This is a genomic window from Streptomyces sp. NPDC057137 (genome assembly GCF_042670825.1).
Classification (GTDB): Bacteria; Actinomycetota; Actinomycetes; order Streptomycetales; family Streptomycetaceae; genus Streptomyces.
Genome location: NZ_JBHUUW010000019.1, coordinates 48,402 through 67,220, shown reverse-complemented (window position 1 = coordinate 67,220; position 18,819 = coordinate 48,402). Strand labels below are relative to the sequence as shown.

At 70.0% G+C, this 18,819-nt stretch carries 17 protein-coding genes; 8 read left to right on the top strand and 9 right to left on the bottom strand.

From position 1 onward, the window contains the following. Window positions 1–113 precede the first annotated feature (113 nt). Window positions 114–2,654 carry an MMPL family transporter gene (locus ACFT9I_RS17915; RefSeq protein ID WP_382565234.1) on the top strand — a complete coding sequence of 847 codons (2,541 nt, stop codon included), beginning with the start codon at window positions 114–116 and terminating at the stop codon, window positions 2,652–2,654. On the opposite strand, the gene ACFT9I_RS17910 is transcribed toward ACFT9I_RS17915, so the two are convergent. After that, window positions 2,614–3,351, bottom strand: a complete 738-nt coding sequence (locus ACFT9I_RS17910) for a TetR family transcriptional regulator (RefSeq protein ID WP_382565232.1) — start codon at window positions 3,349–3,351, stop codon at window positions 2,614–2,616. The two genes, ACFT9I_RS17915 and ACFT9I_RS17910, sit on opposite strands and share 41 nt — an antisense overlap. A gap of 49 nt (window positions 3,352–3,400) precedes the next feature. Here ACFT9I_RS17910 and ACFT9I_RS17905 point away from each other — a divergent pair, with 49 nt between their 5' ends. After that, window positions 3,401–4,171 (top strand): nucleotidyltransferase domain-containing protein, encoded by a 771-nt coding sequence (locus tag ACFT9I_RS17905; protein ID WP_382565229.1) that lies wholly within the window; start codon window positions 3,401–3,403, stop codon window positions 4,169–4,171. Here the strand turns inward: ACFT9I_RS17905 and ACFT9I_RS17900 are convergent. The 6 genes from ACFT9I_RS17900 to ACFT9I_RS17875 form a co-directional block, all read right to left on the bottom strand. Then, window positions 4,158–4,688: a hypothetical protein gene (locus ACFT9I_RS17900; RefSeq protein WP_382565228.1), complete on the bottom strand. Its 531-nt coding sequence runs from the start codon at window positions 4,686–4,688 to the stop codon at window positions 4,158–4,160. The two genes, ACFT9I_RS17905 and ACFT9I_RS17900, sit on opposite strands and share 14 nt — an antisense overlap. Before the next feature lie 127 nt (window positions 4,689–4,815). Continuing rightward, complete coding sequence (locus ACFT9I_RS17895) at window positions 4,816–5,595, bottom strand: succinate dehydrogenase iron-sulfur subunit (RefSeq protein ID WP_382565226.1); 780 nt, start codon at window positions 5,593–5,595, stop codon at window positions 4,816–4,818. After that, entirely contained in the window at window positions 5,595–7,349 is a 1,755-nt protein-coding gene (gene sdhA, locus ACFT9I_RS17890; protein WP_382565225.1) for a succinate dehydrogenase flavoprotein subunit, read from the bottom strand. Before sdhA ends, ACFT9I_RS17895 begins: the two co-directional genes overlap by 1 nt. A 20-nt stretch (window positions 7,350–7,369) precedes the next feature. Next, the gene (locus ACFT9I_RS17885; protein ID WP_382565223.1) at window positions 7,370–7,861 is read right to left on the bottom strand and encodes a succinate dehydrogenase hydrophobic membrane anchor subunit; all 492 of its coding nucleotides are present in this window, start codon (window positions 7,859–7,861) and stop codon (window positions 7,370–7,372) included. A 3-nt stretch (window positions 7,862–7,864) separates the two neighbouring features. Further along, the gene (gene sdhC, locus ACFT9I_RS17880) at window positions 7,865–8,245 is read right to left on the bottom strand and encodes a succinate dehydrogenase, cytochrome b556 subunit (protein WP_382565221.1); all 381 of its coding nucleotides are present in this window, start codon (window positions 8,243–8,245) and stop codon (window positions 7,865–7,867) included. Window positions 8,246–8,414: 169 nt separating this feature from the next. Further along, window positions 8,415–9,077: a 2-oxo-4-hydroxy-4-carboxy-5-ureidoimidazoline decarboxylase gene (locus ACFT9I_RS17875; RefSeq protein WP_382565324.1), complete on the bottom strand. Its 663-nt coding sequence runs from the start codon at window positions 9,075–9,077 to the stop codon at window positions 8,415–8,417. A gap of 182 nt (window positions 9,078–9,259) precedes the next feature. Here ACFT9I_RS17875 and ACFT9I_RS17870 point away from each other — a divergent pair, with 182 nt between their 5' ends. The 4 genes from ACFT9I_RS17870 to ACFT9I_RS17855 all read left to right on the top strand — a co-directional run bounded on the left by ACFT9I_RS17870 (window position 9,260) and on the right by ACFT9I_RS17855 (window position 14,127). Continuing rightward, entirely contained in the window at window positions 9,260–10,903 is a 1,644-nt protein-coding gene (locus ACFT9I_RS17870; protein ID WP_382565220.1) for a family 20 glycosylhydrolase, read from the top strand. 219 nt (window positions 10,904–11,122) lie between these two features. Then, window positions 11,123–11,746, top strand: a complete 624-nt coding sequence (locus tag ACFT9I_RS17865; protein WP_382565218.1) for a hypothetical protein — start codon at window positions 11,123–11,125, stop codon at window positions 11,744–11,746. A gap of 381 nt (window positions 11,747–12,127) precedes the next feature. After that, on the top strand, window positions 12,128–12,850 hold the full coding sequence (locus ACFT9I_RS17860) for an RNA polymerase sigma factor (RefSeq protein WP_382565216.1): 723 nt from the start codon (window positions 12,128–12,130) through the stop codon (window positions 12,848–12,850). Next, complete coding sequence (locus ACFT9I_RS17855; RefSeq protein ID WP_382565214.1) at window positions 12,850–14,127, top strand: hypothetical protein; 1,278 nt, start codon at window positions 12,850–12,852, stop codon at window positions 14,125–14,127. Before ACFT9I_RS17860 ends, ACFT9I_RS17855 begins: the two co-directional genes overlap by 1 nt. Window positions 14,128–14,360: 233 nt before the next feature. On the opposite strand, the gene ACFT9I_RS17850 is transcribed toward ACFT9I_RS17855, so the two are convergent. Further along, window positions 14,361–15,296: a L,D-transpeptidase family protein gene (locus tag ACFT9I_RS17850; RefSeq protein WP_382565213.1), complete on the bottom strand. Its 936-nt coding sequence runs from the start codon at window positions 15,294–15,296 to the stop codon at window positions 14,361–14,363. A 435-nt stretch (window positions 15,297–15,731) separates the two neighbouring features. Here ACFT9I_RS17850 and ACFT9I_RS17845 point away from each other — a divergent pair, with 435 nt between their 5' ends. Beyond that, window positions 15,732–17,342, top strand: a complete 1,611-nt coding sequence (locus ACFT9I_RS17845) for a methylmalonyl-CoA mutase (RefSeq protein WP_382565211.1) — start codon at window positions 15,732–15,734, stop codon at window positions 17,340–17,342. Between the two features lie 87 nt (window positions 17,343–17,429). Further along, a complete protein-coding gene (gene leuE, locus ACFT9I_RS17840) occupies window positions 17,430–18,095 on the top strand; it encodes a leucine efflux protein LeuE (RefSeq protein WP_382565209.1) in 666 nt (221 codons plus the stop codon). A gap of 22 nt (window positions 18,096–18,117) precedes the next feature. Here the strand turns inward: leuE and ACFT9I_RS17835 are convergent, their stop codons facing one another. Beyond that, window positions 18,118–18,681 (bottom strand): hypothetical protein, encoded by a 564-nt coding sequence (locus ACFT9I_RS17835; protein WP_382565207.1) that lies wholly within the window; start codon window positions 18,679–18,681, stop codon window positions 18,118–18,120. Between the last annotated feature and the right edge of the window lie 138 nt (window positions 18,682–18,819).

Sequence of the window (18,819 nt, the reverse complement as noted above, 5' to 3'; positions counted from 1 at the left end):
GCACCGGTGCCCCGACCCGATTCTGGGGTCCTGACCGAACCGGCCGAACTGGCGGCACCGGCCGAACCGGCCGCACCGACCGAAGTGGCCGATCGTGAACGGAAGGAACAACTGTGGAGGCATGGGCACGGTGGTGCTACCGGCACAAGCTGGTGGTCCTGGTGCTGTGGGTGGGGGCCCTGGCAGGTCTCGGAGTGGCCGGCGGTACGGCGGGCGGCAACTACGCGAACATGTTCGGCATCCCGGGCACCGACTCGTCCCGGGCGTACGACCGGATGGCCGAGGTCTTCCCGGAGAGCGCGGGCGACACGGTCAACGTGGTGTGGCGCGTCGACTCGGGGGCCGTCGGCGACAGCGCCGTACGGGACCGGCTCGAACCGGCCCTCGACCGGATCGGATCCCTGCCGGGCGTCGGGGACGTCGTCGGCCCGTACGGTCCCGGGCCCGGCGGCGCGGCGCGGATCAGCGAGGACGGGCGGACCGCGTACGCGCAGGTGACCTTCGCCCAGCAGGCCGACGCCGTCCCGAAGGAGCTGGTCCAGGACGTCGTGGACACGGCGCGGGGCGCGGAGCGCGCCGGGCTCCAGGTCGAACTCGGCGGGCAGGCGATCACCCGGATCTCCGCACCGCCCACCGGCCTGGCCGAGTTGGTCGGCATTCTCGCCGCGGGCGTCGTCCTCTTCCTCGCCTTCGGCTCGCTCTTCTCGATGCTGCTGCCGATCACCGTGGCGGTCTTCGGCGTCGGCACGGGGCTCATGTCGACGCTGCTGCTCAGCCATGTCGTCGATGTGCCCGAAGTTGCCTCGCTGCTCGGCTCGTTGATCGGTCTCGGCGTCGGCATCGACTACGCGCTGTTCATCGTCACCCGGCACCGCAGAGCCCTCCTCGGCGGCAGATCGCCCGAGGACTCGGCCGCCCTCGCGCTCAACACGGCGGGCCGGGCCGTGCTCTTCGCGGGCGGCACCGTCTGCATCGCGCTCGCCGGCATGCTGGTGACGCGGATGAGCTTCCTCGAAGGCGTCGTCGTCGCGACGTCACTGACCGTCGTCCTGAGCGTGCTGGCCGCGATCACCCTGCTGCCCGCCCTCCTCGGACTGCTCGGCGAGCGGGTCCTGAGCCGCCGGCAGCGCCGCAGGCCGGCGGCGGACGGGCCCGAGCCCGCCGAGGCGAAGGGCGCGGCGGCCCGCTGGTCGGCCACCGTCCAGCGGCGCCCGAGGGCGATCGCCGCCGTCGCGGTCGTCGTCATGGCCGCGCTGGCGATCCCGGTCCTGTCGCTGCGGCTCGGCGCGACCGACCAGGGCAACCACCCCGAGAGCCGGACGACCCGGCAGGCGTACGACCTGCTCGCCGAGGGCTTCGGCCCCGGCTTCAACGGACCGCTCCAACTCGTCGCGGAGACGGGCGAACTCGGCGCCCCCGGCTCCCCGGACGTCAAGGCGGCCGTGGCCGCGCTGGTCGAACGCGTCGCCGCCGACGACGGCGTGGCGATGGCCGCCGCGATGCCCGTGCCGTCCGCGTCACCGGTCCCCGTCACGGTCATCCAGGTCGTCCCCACCACCTCGCCGCAGGACGCGGCGACCGACCGGCTCATCGACCGGCTGCGCGACGACGTCATCCCCGACTCCGGCATGGAGGTCCACGTCGGCGGAGTGACCGCCGTCTTCAAGGACTTCTCCTCCGTCACCGCCGACCGGATGCCCCTGTTCATCGCCACGATCATCGGCCTCGGCTTTCTGCTGCTGCTCCTCGCCTTCCGTTCGGTCGTGGTGCCGCTGACGGCCGCCGTGATGAACCTGGTCGCGGCGGCGGCGTCCTTCGGCGTGCTGGTCGCGATCTTCCAGTGGGGCTGGGGCGCCGAACTGCTCGGCTTCGGCAAGGAGGGTCCGATCACCGCGTTCCTCCCGGTGATCATGCTGTCGATGCTGTTCGGGCTCTCGATGGACTACCAGGTCTTCCTCGTCAGCCGGATGCACGAGGAGTGGGTCCACACGAAGGACAACGCCCGCGCGGTACGCGTCGGGCTCGCCGAGACCAGCCGCGTCATCAACTCCGCCGCGCTCATCATGATCTGCGTCTTCGGGGCGTTCGTGCTGAGCGGCGACACCGAGGGGGCCGTGGCGGGTGTCGGGCTGGCCGCCGCCGTCGCACTGGACGCGTTCGTGCTGCGTACGGCGCTGGTCCCGGCGGCGATGCACCTGCTCGGACGGGCCAACTGGTGGCTGCCGGGGTGGCTGGACAGCCGGCTCCCGCACCTGGCGGTGGAGGCGCCCGGGGCCGCGCTGCCGACGACGGCCGACGAGCCTTCTGTAGAGGAGGGGCCTTTCGGCACAGGGCTCTCCGGCACCGGGCCCTCCGGCACAGGCCCTTCCGGCACCACCGTCGTCCACGGCTTCGTCCGTACGGAGGACGGCGTGCCCGTCCCCGACGCCGTACTGACCCTGGTCTCGCCCGCGGGCAAGCAGCTCGACCGGGTGGCGACGCTCGCCGACGGCGCGTACATCCTCAGCGCCCCGGTCGGCGGCTCGTACCTGCTGGCCGTGACGTCCGGCGCGTACGAGCCGTGGACCCGGCACATCGCGGTCGGCGGCGATCCGCTCGTCCACGACCTGACACTCAGCCCCTCGGAGGCCGCGTCCCCATCGCACCCGGCATGAACTCCACCAGCAGTTCGTGGAGTTGACGTACGACAGGACGCAGCAGCCGGTAGCGGGAGAGCGCGATCACCCGGGCGACGACCGGTGTGGCCCGCACGACGAGCCGGCGGCTGCGCTCGGTGCCCGGAGTCCCGTCGTACACCCAGTACAGGACGAGCCCCATCTGCAGCAGCCACAGCAAGTGCGGTAGCTGCTCGGCCAGTTCGGGGTCCATCCGGGCCGACGAGCCGGTGAGCACGCGCTCGTGGATGGCGACGGCCGCGTCGCGCGCCGGGGCGGACTCCGGCGAGAAGGGGCTGAGCGGGCTGTCGGGGTCGGCCGCGTTCTTGAAGAACTGGGCGGCGAAGCGGTGGTACGGCTCCGCCGTGTCCAACCAGGTCAGCAGGACGCCCCGGAGACGGACCGTCAGATCCCGCTCGTGCGCCAGCACGGTCCTGACGGCCGCCTCGTGCTCGGCGGCGATCCGGTCGTAGAAGCCCTGGACGAGATGCTCTTTGGAGGAGAAGTAGTAGTACGCGTTCCCGACGGAGACCCCCGCCTCCTTGGAGATGGCCCGCATGGTCGTTCGGTCGTAGCCGTTCTCCTCGAAGAGGCGCAGCGCTGTTTCGAGGATCAGTGTGCGGGTCTGCTCGCTCCGGGAGGCCTTGATGTCGTTCCTGTCCTTCGGGTCCGAACGGGGGACGGCGCGTCGCACCACCCGTCCAAATATGATGCCGTCCGCCGCCTCATCGGGAAGAGTCGGCCCCATGATGCGTGCGGAGGATGTGCTCGCCGTCCTGGACCTGCTCGACCGGGCCGGCATCGAGGTCTGGCTCGACGGCGGCTGGGGCGTCGACGCCCTCCTGTGCGAGCAGACCCGGCCCCACGAGGACCTGGACATCGTCGTACGCGCCGAGAGCCTGGCCGACCACGGGCGGACGATGCGCGACCACGGCTTCCGGCTGTTCCGCGACGACGGGCCGTACAACCACGTGCTGGTGGACGACGGCGGCCGGCTGGTCGACGTCCACGCCGTGGACCTGACCGGCGCCACCCGTACGGACGAGCGGGGCGTCGAGGTGTACGGCCCCGGCGGCCTGCCCTATCCGGTGGGGTCGCTGACCGGCAGCGGGCGGGTGCGGGGCCGCCGGGTCGGCTGCGGCACGCCGGAGTTCCAGGTCGTCTCGCACACCGGGTACGCGATCGACGAGGACGACGAGCGCGACGTCCTGGCCCTGCACCACCGCTTCGGCGTACCGCTGGCCGGGCGGGTGCGCGCGTGGCACGAGGAGGACGGGTGGGGCGTGCTGGACGCCGCCAACCTCCGGGAGGACGTGTGGGCGCACTTCTCGGCCGTCGCGGGCGACGACTACGTCGAGCCGAGGGTCGGCCAGGCCGTCACGTTCTCCGTCGAGGAGGCGGAGCAGGACGGCTACCGCCGACGCGCGGTGACCGTCTGGCCCGAGGGAGCCGTCGAACCGGACGCCGCGGCCCCCGCCGAGACCACCGCCACCACCTCCACCGTCACATGGAGCTGAGCGAACGGGCGTAGCCGATCTGCCCCATGATGATCTGGAAGCTCTCCGGACCGGTCGCGGGGATCATGGTCGAGTGGTGCTTGCCGCCGCTGGTCACCATCACCTGGATGAAGCCGGTGGTCGTCCGCTCCTTCATCAGCAGGAAGAGCAGACCGAGCAGACAGAAGATGAAGAACACGACCGCCAGGACGATGGCGTGCGCCGGGATCTTCTCCTCCGTACGCGACATGTCCGTCGCGTTCCACACCGCGCCCTGGAGCGGCAGCGTGCCGGACGGCGTCACGATCCCGTGGTTCATGACGGTGATGTCCCCGATCGACACCAGCGGCGCCCCGCCGCCCTGCGGCGCGGGGACGGGCAGACCGGCCGCCAGCGTCGGGTCGTAGCCCGGACCGCCCTGGCCGGGATAGCCGTAACCCGGCGCCGGGTTCGGATAGCCGTAGCCCGGCTGGGTGGGGCCCCATCCGTACGCCCCGTCCGAGCCGTCCTGATTCGGGTTCGGATTCGCCTGACTCATGTCTCCCCGCTTCCCCAACTGCTGCTGTTCGGTCTGGCTGAATCCTGGCACAGAAAGGGCCCGCTCCGTACGGGCCGTTACGGCTTTGTACGGAAACGGGCCCCACCCACAGGCGGGTGCCGGACGCTCAGAAACGCCGGGTGATCAGCGCGCGCTTCACTTCCTGGATCGCCTTGGTGACCTCGATACCGCGCGGGCAGGCGTCCGTGCAGTTGAACGTCGTGCGGCAACGCCACACCCCGTCCTTGTCGTTGAGGATCTCCAGGCGCTGCTCGCCCGCCTCGTCACGCGAGTCGAAGATGAACCGGTGCGCGTTGACGATCGCCGCCGGGCCGAAGTACTGCCCGTCGTTCCAGAACACCGGGCACGACGACGTGCACGCCGCGCACAGGATGCACTTCGTGGTGTCGTCGAACCGCTCGCGGTCCTCCGCCGACTGGAGCCGCTCGCGCGTCGGCTCGTTGCCGGTGGTGACCAGGAACGGCATCACGTCGCGGTAAGCCTGGAAGAACGGGTCCATGTCCACGACAAGGTCCTTGAGGACCGTGAGCCCCTTGATGGCCTCGACCGTGATCGGCTTCGCGACGCCCGTCTTCTTGTCGAGCGACGTGATGTCCTTGATCAGCGTCTTGCAGGCGAGACGGTTCTTGCCGTTGATCCGCATCGCGTCCGAGCCGCAGATCCCGTGCGCGCAGGAGCGCCGGAAGGTCAGCGAGCCGTCGACATCCCACTTGATCTTGTGGAGGGCGTCGAGCACGCGCTCCTTGGGGTCGATCTCGATCGAGAAGTCCTCCCAGTGGGACTCGTCGGAGATCTCCGGGTTGAAGCGGCGGATCCGCAGCGTGACCGTGATGTACGGCGAGGCCGCGGACTCGGCCTCGACCTTGTCCAGTAGGGGAGTTGCCATCAGTACTTACGCTCCATCGGCTGGTAGCGGGTCTGGACGACCGGCTTGTAGTCGAGACGGATGGACTCCGTGCCGTCGTCGCCGACCTCGCGGTACGCCATGGTGTGGCGCATGAAGTTCACGTCGTCCCGGTTGGGGAAGTCCTCGCGGTAGTGACCGCCGCGCGACTCCTTGCGGGCGAGCGCCGACACGGCCATCACCTCGGCCAGGTCGAGCAGGTTGCCCAGCTCGACGGCCTCCAGCAGATCCGTGTTGAAGCGCCGGCCCTTGTCCTGGATGGACACCCGCAGATAGCGGTCGCGCAGCTCGGCGATCTTCTCGACGGCCGTCTTGATGGTCTGCTCGGTACGGAACACCATGACGTTCGCGTCCATGGTCTCCTGCAGCTCGCGGCGGATGTCCGCCACCCGCTCGTGGCCCGTCGCCGCGCGCAGCCGCTCGACCTGTGCCTCGACCAGCTCGGCCGGATTCTCCGGGAGTTCGACGTGGTCGTGCTTGGCCGCGTACTCGGCGGCGGCGATCCCGGAGCGCTTGCCGAAGACGTTGATGTCGAGCAGCGAGTTGGTGCCAAGACGGTTGGCGCCGTGCACCGACACGCACGCGACCTCGCCGGCCGCGTACAGACCGGGCACGACCGTCGTGTTGTCGCGCAGCACCTCGCCCTGGACGTTGGTCGGAATGCCGCCCATCGCGTAGTGCGCGGTGGGCTGGATCGGGATCGGGTCCGTGTACGGCTCGATGCCCAGGTACGTACGCGCGAACTCGGTGATGTCCGGGAGCTTGGCGTCCAGTTGCTCCGGCGGCAGGTGCGTGAGGTCGAGGTAGACGTGGTCGCCCTCGGGACCGCAGCCGCGGCCCTCGCGGATCTCGGTGTAGATCGACCGCGAGACCACGTCGCGCGACGCGAGGTCCTTCATGACGGGCGCGTACTTCTCCATGAAGCGCTCACCGTCCTTGTTACGGAGGATGCCGCCCTCACCGCGGGCGCCCTCCGTGAGGAGGATGCCCATGCGCCAGATGCCCGTGGGGTGGAACTGGAAGAACTCCATGTCCTCCAGGGGCAGTCCGCGCCGGTAGCAGGCCGCCTGGCCGTCACCGGTGAGGGTGTGCGCGTTGGAGGTCACCTTGAAGAACTTGCCGGTGCCGCCGGACGCGTAGATGACCGACTTGGCCTGGAAGACATGGATCTCGCCGGTGGCCAGCTCGTAGGCGACCACGCCCGCCGACGTCTTGACGCCGTCGATCTCCACGATCAACTGGTCAAGGACGTAGAACTCGTTGAAGAACTCCACGCCCTCCTTGACGCAGTTCTGGTAGAGCGTCTGGAGGATCATGTGGCCCGTGCGGTCCGCCGCGTAGCAGGACCGGCGGACCGGGGCCTCGCCGTGGTTGCGGGAGTGGCCGCCGAAGCGGCGCTGGTCGATGGTGCCGTCCGGCGTCCTGTTGAACGGCAGGCCCATCTTCTCCAGGTCGAGGACCGCGTCGATGGCCTCCTTCGCCAGGATCTCGGCGGCGTCCTGGTCGACCAGGTAGTCGCCGCCCTTGATCGTGTCGAAGGTGTGCCACTCCCAGTTGTCCTCCTCCACGTTGGCGAGCGCGGCGGCCATGCCGCCCTGCGCGGCGCCCGTGTGGGACCTGGTGGGATACAGCTTCGTCAGCACGGCGGTACGGCTGCGCTTGGTCGACTCGATGGCCGCGCGCATACCGGCGCCACCGGCGCCGACGATGACGGTGTCGTACTTATGGATCTTCATTGCTCTCGTCAGCCCCGGCTTTAGCGGATGTTCGGGTCGAAGGTGAAGATCACCAGCGTGCCCAGAAGGATGGTGAACACCGTGGCGGTGTACAGCAGGCCCTTGAGCCACAGGCGCGTGTTGGCACGCTCCGCGTAGTCGTTGATGATCGTGCGCATGCCGTTGGCGCCGTGCAGCATCGCCAGCCACAGCATCAGCAGATCCCAGGCCTGCCAGAACGGGGACGCCCAGCGGCCGGCCACGAAGGCGAAGCCGATCTTGGTGACGCCGCCGTCGAGGACCAGTTGGATGATCAGGTGGCCGATGACCAGGACGACGAGGACGACGCCGGACAGACGCATGAACAGCCAGGCGGCCATCTCGAAGTTGCCGCGCGTCGACTTGGGGGTCCTCGCGGTGCGCTTGCGCGGCGGCTCGATGAGCGGCGCCGGGTGGTCGACGTCGAAGACGCTCACGCTCTCGACCTGGCTGATCGCGGCGGTGGAACCGGTCGCGGTGGTGTCTGCGGACATCGGTCAGCTCCCCCAGAGTTCACGTGCGGCGTGGCCGAGCACGGGGTAGATGGCGCCCAGCATGAGGACGAGCCAGACACCCACGACGCTCCAGAGCATCTGCTTCTGGTAGCGCGGGCCCTTGGACCAGAAGTCCACGGCGATCACACGCAGTCCGTTGAGCGCGTGGAAGAGGACGGCGGCCACGAGGCCGTACTCCAGCACGCCGACGAGGGGCGTCTTGTAGGTGGCTACGACGTCGTCGTAGGCCTCGGGGGAGACGCGGACGAGTGCGGTGTCCAGCACATGGACGAACAGGAAGAAGAAGATGGTGACGCCGGTGACTCGATGAGCCACCCATGACCACATTCCTTCCCGGCCGCGGTACAGCGTTCCTGCCGGCACGGAAAAGCCCTCCGGGAGCGGGGATCGGGGCCGGCCGCCATCTTCTACTCGATGAAGCACAGTGGTGTCGGTCGCGCCCGGCCGGGTACGGTCCACCGGCCCTGGCCATCGTAGCGACGCTTTGTCGGTTCGATTGCCCGGGGGCCCTTCGGTGTGATCAAACAGGCAGTCAAACAGCCACGGACGGGCTATCCGGACGGCCGTAGTCGTTCGATTCCTGCGAAACGCGGGGAGCGGGCGGTTCCGGTTGGCGGCCGGCGGCGTGGGCGGCGGGCCGGTCGCCGGGGTGGTCGTCGCCCGGCCGGTCGCCGACGAGGCGCGAGACCCGGGAGCGCGCGAGCCGGCGCAGTTCGTCGGCGGCGACGGCGCGCTCCTCGTCGGGGTCGTGGGCCAGCCTCTCGCGGATCCCGGTCAGCACCTGGTTCAGGCGCTCCTCCGGGCGGTAGCGGTCGAGGCTGATGACGAACGCGTGGCCGAAGCTGCTCTCGTACGCGGCGTGCGCGGCCCGCAGCGCGGTCCGGGCGGCGAGCGGCGCCTCCTGCCGCGGGTCGGCGGACGTCTCGTCGGCGAGGGCTTCGGCGAGGTCGGCCAGGGACAGGTCGTAGCTCGCCTCGTCGGCGGCGGCGAGGAGCGCGTCGACCGTCGGATACGGGCGGTGGTCGGCGAGCCGGCGGGCCCAGCGGCGGTTTCCGCAGCAGGCCAGCAGCGCGTGCTCGACGGTGTCCGCCGGGGCGGTGTTGAAGCGCGTCAGACCGGCGTGGCGATCGCTGGACAGCGTGGGCTCCTGGCGGCAGTGGTCGGTGGTGGTGGGCGGTGCTGGCCGGTGAGGCAGCGGAAGTGAAGGGAGATAAGGGCGAGACGGATGTTTCGCAACGCTATCGACGCTGGGTGACGCGTGCCCGACAGATGCGCGAATTTCACTCGGACGGGACACCCTCGGCTCGCGCGACGGACGCGGACATGGGACGTTCGCCCTACTTCCTTCCTCTATCTCCATGCAAGGGATGATCACGGATGAGGTGGAACTCCCCAGGGACTCTGGTGGGCGGCGCCGCTGTCGTGGCGGCCGCCGTCACCCTCACGGCGGTGGCCTGGCCCGACGCCACCCCGCCCGACCACAGCGCACCGGCGGGAACGGCCGCCACTCCATCGGCCGCCGCCACCTCCGAGGCGTCGTCGGCACGGTCCGACACCCGCCCGGCCGCACCCACCCCCTCGCGCAGCTTCGCGCTCTCCAAGGCGCCGCGCACCGTGCCCTCCGTACGGCAGCACGAGGCGGCCCGCGGTCCCGGCTGGCGGCCCGGTGGCAGCAGCGGCGTCGTCATCGCTAAGAACAGCGGGAAGCTGGCCGACGAGGGAAAGCTCATCGCCAAGGAGCTGAAGATCGACTACCGGGGCGCCGTCGCGGCCAAGGCCGGTGACATCGAGCTGGCCCTGGAGTCGGGCAAGCAGGCGGGGCCCGAGTCGTACACCCTCACCGCGCAGGACGGACGCGTCCGGATCGCCGGACCCGACGAGGCCGGGGTCTTCTACGGCACGCGCACGCTCAAGCAGTCGGTGCGCGCGGACGGCGCGATACCCGAGGGCGTCGTACGCGACCGGCCCGACCGCCCGCAGCGCGGACTCAATCTGGACATCGCGCGCAAGTACTACACAGCCGGCTGGATCGAGAACCGGCTGCGCGAGATGGCCGACCTCAAACTCAACCAGCTGGGCCTGCACTTCTCCGACGACCAGGGCTTCCGCATCGCCTCGGACACCCACCCCGAGATCGTCTCCGAGCAGCACCTCACCAAGGCCGAGGTCCAAAGGATCGTCGCGCTCGCCGGCCAACTGCACATCGAGATCGTCCCCGAGATCGACTCACCGGGACATCTGGGCGCCGTCATGGCACCCCACCCCGAGCTGCAACTCCGGGACGTGAACGGCAGGATCACCCGCGGCGCCATCGACATCTCGAAGCCCGCCGCGGCGAAGATCGTGGACGAACTGCTCCGCGAGTACGACACGTTGTTCCCCGGGCGCTTCTGGCACATCGGCGCCGACGAGTACCAGGCGCTCGTGGTCAGCGACCCCGAGACGTCGTTCCCGCAACTGGCCGCCGCCGCGAAGAAGAAGTACGGCGCCGACGCCAAGGTCCAGGACCTCACGACCGGCTGGATGAACGACCGGGCGGCGGTGGTCCGGCCGAAGAAGAAGGAGATCTCGGCCTGGAACGACGGCTTCTTCCCCGGCGGTGTCGTCAAGGCCGACCAGGACCTCCAGGTCGACTACTGGACCGGCAAGGAGATCGGCGCGCGGCCCCCGCTGGACTATCTGCGCGAGGGCCGGCCGGTGGTGAACCTCAACGACGAGTTCCTCTACTACGTGCTGGGCCAGCCGAACGACTTCGTCTACCCGACAGGCCAGCGGATCTACGAGCAGTGGACCCCGTTCGTACTGCGCGGCACGAAGCCGGTGCCGGAGAAGTACTCGAAGCTGATCCTCGGCGCGCGGTTCGCGGTGTGGGGCGACATCGCGAGCGCGCAGACGCAGGACCAGGTGGCCACCGGGATCCAACTGCCGCTGGCGGCCCTGTCGCAGAAGGTGTGGAACCCGGTGAAACCGGGCCTCACCTGGGCGGAGTTCAGGTCGCTGGCGAACAAGGTGGCCGGTTAGAGCGGGTGTTGAGTCCTCGATCGCCAGGGCCACGCGTCGTGACCTCAATCGCCGGACGGGCTGGTTTCGTTCCGTCCGGCGATTGGGGACGTAGCGGTCGGGGACGGGTCTTCCTCGCGTACCGAGCCGGGATTCTGGGATACATCTGAGCCACAAGTGACGTTTTTCAGCCGCCGGGCGCTTTAATGAGCAGTATTCTGCCCGCGACGGGAGACGTGAATGAGCCTGGTGGAACTGATCGTTCGGGCGGATGAGCGGGGCCTCGCCGCGAGCGGGGTCGCCTGCCTCGAACGCTGCCTGCCCCTCCTGGCCGACGAGGGCGAGGTGCTGCGCCCGCTCTGGTCGGGCATCGCCGACGGCGAGACAACCTGGGCCCCGCGACTCGCGGCGGCCAGGGACGCCATGGAAGCGGCCGTCAGCAACGACGAAACGGCCGTCCTCGTACGGAAGATGCTCGCCGCCGCGCCCTCCGAGTGGGCGGCGGAGCCGCTGCGCGTCTGGTCCGACAGCTGCTCGGTCGTGGCGCTGGAGATCCACCAGCAGTTCGACGTGGTCGGCGACCGGGTCGTCGGCGCGCCCGGCACCGTCGCGAGCGGCGCGTACAGCGACTGGGTGGCCCGCTGCCGTACGGGAGTGGCCGAGGGCGCCGAGGGCAAACCCGGCATCGGACCCTTCACCGCCGGGCCGATGGTCTCCGGCGAGCTGCGCCGGCAGATCCAGATCCTGGAGATCCTGTCCGAAACCGCCGGCACGGCGGGATTGCGTCAGGCGCTGGATCTTTCGACCGAGGGCCAGCGGGTGCTGCGTGCCGTCGTCTCGCGCCGGGCGAGGGCCGGGAACTGACGCGCGGCACGTAGGAGCCGGGCGTCCGTATGAGTCGGGATGCGCTCCGGGGCCGCGCCCCACTGCCTGTGTACGTTGCCTGAACTCGCTGGCTGAAATCAACGAACGTGCAGGTCACAGCTGTGCGCGCGGGGGGTGGAGAGGACGACCGGGGCCGCCACCCCCCACAGGAGAGGCCCCGGTCGTCATCCGGCGGGGACGCTGTGCGGCCCCGTACTCATGTCAGCGTCAGGAGAGCGTTTTCTGTCACACCGAGGTCTGCCAGCAGGTTGTTGCGAGTTGTACAAATTATGGACTTGGGCATCAGAGAGGCCGTAGCGTGCAGGAGCGCGTGGGGGCGCGCGGCAGTGACCAGCCGTGATTCAAGACAGGTTGTGTGGAGTGCTGGGGGACGACGCGGAGCTCACCGCCGCGGTGCTCGCGGCACAGGACGGGAACGAGACTGCGTTCCGGACTGTGTACCGCGCCGTGCACCCGCGGTTGTTGGCTTACATACGAACGCTCGTCGGCGAGCCTGATGCCGAGGACGTGGCTTCTGAGGCCTGGCTCCAGATAGCCCGCGACCTCGAACGCTTCAGCGGCGACGCCGACCGCTTCCGTGGCTGGACCGCGCGGATAGCCCGTAACCGCGCCCTCGATTACATACGGATGCGCGGCAGGCGCCCGGCCGCAGGCAGTGACGAGACCGAGCTGGCCGGCAAGGCAGCCGATTCGGACACCGCCGTCGAGGCGATGGAGGCCCTGTCCACCGGCACGACGATGGCATTGATCGCGCAACTGCCGCAGGACCAGGCGGAGGCCGTCGTGCTGCGCGTCGTGGTCGGACTCGACGCGAAGAGCGCGGCGAGGACGCTCGGCAAGCGGCCCGGCGCCGTACGGACGGCGGCGCACCGCGGGCTCAAGCGGCTGGCCGAGCTGCTGGGGGCCGAAGACCCGGAACCCGTGGAGGGCCTGGAGGACATGGATGGTGCCGACCGCGCGGCGAAAGGCGGTCCGAACGGGCTGGAGCTGGGAACCGTACCGCCGCAGCGCGTCCGTCACCAGGAGGTACCCGAGCCGGCCGGTGTGACGCATTCGCCGCCCGGGACGCAGAAGGACATGTGATGGCGCACGAGCGTGAGACGTGGCTCGACCGCGGAGTCGCGGAGCTTCTGCTGCGCGGGAGGCCGGTCGAGACCGCCGACGTACACGCCCAGGCGCAGGCCGATCGGCTCGCCAGGGTTCTTGAGGAAGCCGCGGACGACGCGTACGACGTGTACGCGGGCTCGGCCGAGCTGCCCGGCGAGGCCGCGGCGCTCGCCGCGTTCCGGCAGTCGGTCGGAACGACGGCAGGGACAACGGTCGGGACGCCGGGACGAACCGCTTCGCGGAGCTGGGACGCCGACGCGCGCGCGGGCGGCGACGGGATCGGGACCGTACGTCTCGATCCCGAGCGCGGTGGGGTACGTCTGCCGAGCTTCGGGCGCCCGCTGCGGCTGGGCCTGGCCGCCGCCGTGGCCGGATGCGCGCTCAGCGGTGTGGCCGCCGGAGCCGGTTTCCTGTACGCGCCGTCGGCGGGGGAGAGCCCGCCACGGCCGGCGAACTCCCTCTCGGACGCGCTGACACCGGAGCCCCTGGTGTCCGAATCGCCGAGCAGCAGCCTCGACCCGCCGCCCCTCCCGGCCGACACGGAGGGCGGCGCGGATTCGGTCGCGCCCGGGGCCTCCGGCGCCGACACGGGGGCCGGCGGTCCGAAGAACACGAAGAAGAGCCAGGCGACGGGCAACGGCTGGCGGAGCGGCGACGGCGAGAAGTGGTACGTCAAGCTCGTTCAGGCGTGCAACGAGTACCGGAGCGGCAAGATCGCCCCCAGCAAGAAGGAGCTGTTGGAGGACGCGGCCAAGGGGCCGCAGGGTGTGACCCGCCTCTGCAACCAGTTGCTGAGCGGCGACCCGGACGGCGACGGTCATCACGACGGTGCTCAAGGCAACGGCGGCAACGGCAACGGCGGTGGTGACGGCGGCAGTACGGGCGGTGGCGGCGGCGACGGCCCGCAGAGCGGCGGCCCGATCGAGGGCGGCCCGGCGGAGGGCGGTACCCCCGGCGACACGGGCGGCGGCACGGACGGTGGCTCCAGCGGCGGTACGGACGGTGGCACCGGTGGTGGGTCCGAGGGGCCGCCGAGTGATTGGCCGGGTGGCGACTACGGCGAGACCATCGGGATGAACCCGCCGGAGTCCGACGAGCCGGCCCTGCCGCCCCAACTCCCGGCGACGCCCGGCTCCGACACGGGCTCGGGCTCCAGCTCGGGCCCCGCCCCGGACGACTCCGCTCCGGACGACTCCGGCACGGACGAGCCGGCCGCTCCTCCGGCGCCCGACCCCGAGCCCTCCGCGTCGTAGCGCCGCCCCCGCCATTGGCGCGATTTTCGGCCACGATCGGCGCCCGGGATCCGGGTGTGACGTTTTTTCGCCCTGTGACGCAGTAAAGAGTGAGCCGACTGGTCATCGGCCGCGTCTGAGCCGGGGTTCCCCCCGTACCTTCGGCTCGACGCACAATTGGCGCGGGCGGGATACGTTCCCCCGGTCCCGCCCGCGCCTCTCAACTCGTCGTCTCGTCCCGCATCGGCTCGTCGCTACTTGTAGACGACGACCTTGTCGCCGGTCCGCACCTGGTCGAACAGCGACGCGATCTTCTTCTCGTCCCGTACGTTGACGCAGCCGTGCGACGCCCCGCTGTAGCCCCTCGCCGCGAAGTCCGCCGAGTAGTGCACCGCCTGGCCGCCGCTGAAGAACATCGCGTACGGCATCGGGGTGTCGTACAGCGTCGAGACATGGTGCCGGGACTTCCAGCCCACCTTGAACGTGCCCTCGCGGGTCGGCGTGTACTGCGAGCCGAATCGGACGTCCATCGTCGACATCACCTTGCCGTCGATCATCCAGGACAGCGACCGGCTGTTCTTGCTGATGCACAGCACCCGGCCCGTCATGCACCGCTTGTCCGGCTTCGGTGCCGGCTTGACGGCGGCCGGCGGGCGCAGTTGGGCGGCGGTCGGCTTCTTCGTCATCCCGAGCAGCTTCTGCCAGGTGACGGTGTCGGTCGTCCCGGTCTGCGGCAGTCCGCGCTTGGCCTGGAACGACGAGACGGCCGTGGCCGTGACCGAGCCGTAGTAGCCGGTGGGGGCGCGGTTGAAGTGGGCGATCTGCCTGAGCCTGGCCTGGAGTTCACGTACCTGGTCGCCCTGGGCGCCGCTCGCCAGCACCGTCTTCGGCTTCGGCGGCGCGGGCTTCTCGGTCGCGCTCTTCGACGGTTTCGCGGAGGGTGTGACCGGCGGCTTCGACGCGGCGGCGGGCTCGGCCGATGGGCTGCTCGACGCGGGCCCGGCCGGGTCGATCCGCACGCCGCTGCCACTGCCGCTGCCCGGTTTGTCGTCGGCGGCACCCGCCGGATCGGTCACCACCTGCGCCGAGCAGCCGACGGTGACGGCGAGCACGGCACCGGTGGCGAGCGCGACGCGGAGCGCGGCCGTACGCGACTGTCGCGTTCCTGTCCGCGTTGATGTTCTGGGCAACTTCGTCCCCCTGTCTGCCACTGAGCTGTCCGATGGCGAGTATCCGAGTATCCGAGCATGCATGAGCCGTTGAACGAACCGTTGAACGAGCTGTTGAACGGGCCGTTGGAACCGGCAGGTATCTCCTGAGACAGCTCAGAGCCCGTTCCGGTTGCCCGGACGACCCCTTCTTCGCGTAAAAACTTGACCGAGGCCGAATTCCACCTCGGGGCTCCGCGAAAGGAAAGCACGTCTCGACGGGAGAGCCTTCCTGACGGACACCGTCGTGCGCAACCACGCGAAACCGGAAACGCGAAACCGGAAGCCGGAAGGCCCAAGCGGAAACCCTGGCAGAAGCGGGCGCGACACTCCCGACGGCTCATATCCCCAGGACGGCGGCGCCCGCATGATGGACGAGCTGACAGGTTGACACGGCGAGCGACGGAGGCGGGGCGGATGGCGCACGAGCCCGGTGGCGAGGGAGCGACGCGGCGGACGGAGAGCGGTGTGCCGATCGAACCGGTCTACGGCCCCGACGCGCTGACCGGCTGGGACCCGGCCGAGCGGCTCGGCGAGCCGGGCGCGTACCCGTACACCCGAGGGGTCTACCCGTCGATGTACACCGGCCGGCCGTGGACCATGCGCCAGTACGCGGGCTTCGGCACCGCCGTCGAGTCCAACGCCCGCTACCGGCAGCTGATCGGCCATGGCACGACCGGGCTCTCCGTCGCCTTCGACCTGCCCACCCAGATGGGGCACGACAGCGACGCGCCGATCGCGAGCGGCGAGGTCGGCAAGGTCGGGGTCGCCATCGACTCCATCGACGACATGCGGATCCTCTTCGACGGGATCCCGCTGGACCAGGTCTCCACGTCGATGACGATCAACGCACCGGCCGCACTCCTGCTGCTGCTCTACCAACTGGTCGCCGAGGAACAGGGCGTACCGGCCACCGCGCTCACGGGCACGGTGCAGAACGACGTGCTCAAGGAGTACATCGCACGCGGTACTTACATTTTCCCGCCGAAACCGTCACTGCGGCTGATCGCGGACATTTTCCAGTACTGCCGTACGGAGATTCCACGCTGGAACACGATCTCGATCTCCGGCTATCACATGGCCGAGGCGGGGGCGACGCCCGCGCAGGAGATCGCGTTCACGCTGGCGGACGGCATCGAATACGTCCGTACCGCGATCTCCGCCGGAATGGACGTGGACGACTTCGCGCCGCGGCTCTCCTTCTTCTTCGTCGCGCGTACGACGATTCTCGAAGAAGTGGCCAAATTCCGTGCCGCGCGCCGCATTTGGGCCAGGGTGATGCGCGAGGAATTCGGCGCGAGGAATCCCAAGTCCCTGATGCTCCGCTTCCACACCCAGACGGCGGGTGTGCAGCTCACCGCGCAGCAGCCCGAGGTAAACCTCGTACGGGTGGCGGTGCAGGGGCTGGCCGCCGTCCTCGGCGGTACTCAGTCGCTGCACACCAACTCCTTCGACGAGGCGATCGCGCTCCCGACGGACAAGTCGGCGCGCCTCGCGCTGCGTACACAGCAGGTGCTGGCGTACGAGACCGATGTCACCGCGACCGTCGACCCGTTCGCCGGTTCGTACGCCGTCGAGAAGATGACCGACGACGTGGAGGAGGCCGCGCTCGCGCTGATGACGCGCGTCGAGGACATGGGCGGCGCGGTCGAGGCGATCGAACGCGGCTTCCAGAAGGGCGAGATCGAGCGGAGCGCGTACGCCGTCGCGCGTGAGACGGACAGCGGGGAACGCGTGGTGGTCGGTGTCAACCGCTACCGGCTGGACGAGGAGGAGCCGTACGAGCCGCTGCGCGTCGACCCGGCGATCGAGGCCCAACAGGCGGCGCGGCTGGCGACGTTGCGCGCGGAGCGCGACCAGGGCGAGGTGGACGCGGCGCTGGCGGAGCTGAGGTCGGCGGCGGCGGGGAGTACGAGCAACGTGCTCCACCCGATGAAGCGGGCGCTCAAGGCGCGGGCCACGGTGGGCGAGGTGTGCGACACGCTGCGGGAGGTGTGGGGCGCGTATGTGCCGACGGGGACGTTCTGACGCTTCGCGCGCCCGCTGGATCTCGGCTCTGTCCGAGGGGCGAAATCGCCTGGTTGCCCCCATCCGGGGCGTGCCATACTCCGCCGCATGCTGGGTGCCATAGATCTGCCGACCTACCTCGTCGGCGTCGTCATGATCATTCTGTTGCCGGGTCCGAACTCGATCTACGTGCTCTCGCTGGCCGCCCGGCGCGGCGTGCGCGAGGGCTACCGAGGGGCCGCCGGTGTCTTCTGCGGTGACACCGTGCTGATGGTGCTGTCGGCGGCGGGCGTCGCCTCGCTGCTCCAGGCCAACGAACTGGCCTTCTCCGTAGTGAAATACGCGGGCGCGGGCTATCTGACGTATCTCGCCGTCGGCATGATGCGCGCGGCCTGGTCGATGTGGCGGTCGCGGCACGAGAGCGAGCCGGACGAGCAGCCGGTGGCCGATGCGCCCATGGTCTCGGCGGAGGACGAGCGGCCGTTCCGGCGCGCCTTCGTGATCTGCCTGTTCAACCCGAAGGCGATCCTCTTCTTCATCTCCTTCTTCGTGCAGTTCGTCGACCCGACCTACGCCTATCCCGCGCTGTCGTTCCTGGTCCTCGGCGTGATCGCGCAGGTGGTCAGCCTCCTCTACCTCACGGCGCTGATCTTCGGAGGCACCTGGCTCTCCACCGCCTTCCGCCGCCGCAAGCGCCTTTCGGCCGCGGCGACTTCGACGGTCGGCGCGCTGTTCCTGGGCTTCGCGGCGAAGCTGTCGCTCAGCGGCGCGTAGGGGCTGCGGGCTTTTTTCTCGATCAGCTGTGGTAGCCGAGTTCGAGGTAGCGGGTGCTGGTGCTCCAGGAGCCGAGGTCGGGCGTGTTGGCCAGGACGTCGTGCCAGGGCGCCGCACCGGGAGCGGTGGCCTCGCCGGGGCGTTCGGCCCAGAGCCGTACTCCCGACCGCGCCTCGGACTCGCGGACCGACTCCCAGTGGCCCAGCGAGAACATGCCGGCCAGCTCGTTCATGGCGATGAAGCTGCTCAGGCCCTCTTCGGGGTCCGTGGGGTCCGCGCGCTCGGTGAGGGCGTGCCACAGGATGAACACGTTCGGTGGCCGCACGTCGGGCCGGAAGCGGTACACGCGCCGCTCCAGTCTGATCGAGCCGATGCGCGGCAGTTGTATCCGGTCGAGCGGGACGACCTCGCGCTCGCCGCCGATCCAGGACAGCGTCTCGTTGCGGCCCAGGTAGCCGGGCTCGCTGAAGACCGTGACGTAGAGCCACTCCGTCGGATGCGGCCGACGGTTGTACAGCAGACCCGCGCCGGCGACGGCGCCCACGGAGGCCAGCCCCGCCAGGAGGGTTCTGTTTCTGCGCTTCATCGGGACGCGACACCTCGCTTCTGATGGGACGGGCGGCTCCATCATGCTCCTCCGACCGCCCGTTGATCCACTGTCAGGCCGAGGCCGGGATTCACGGACCCGGCTTGCTTGACCCTCACGTCGCGTGAGGCTGGAGGG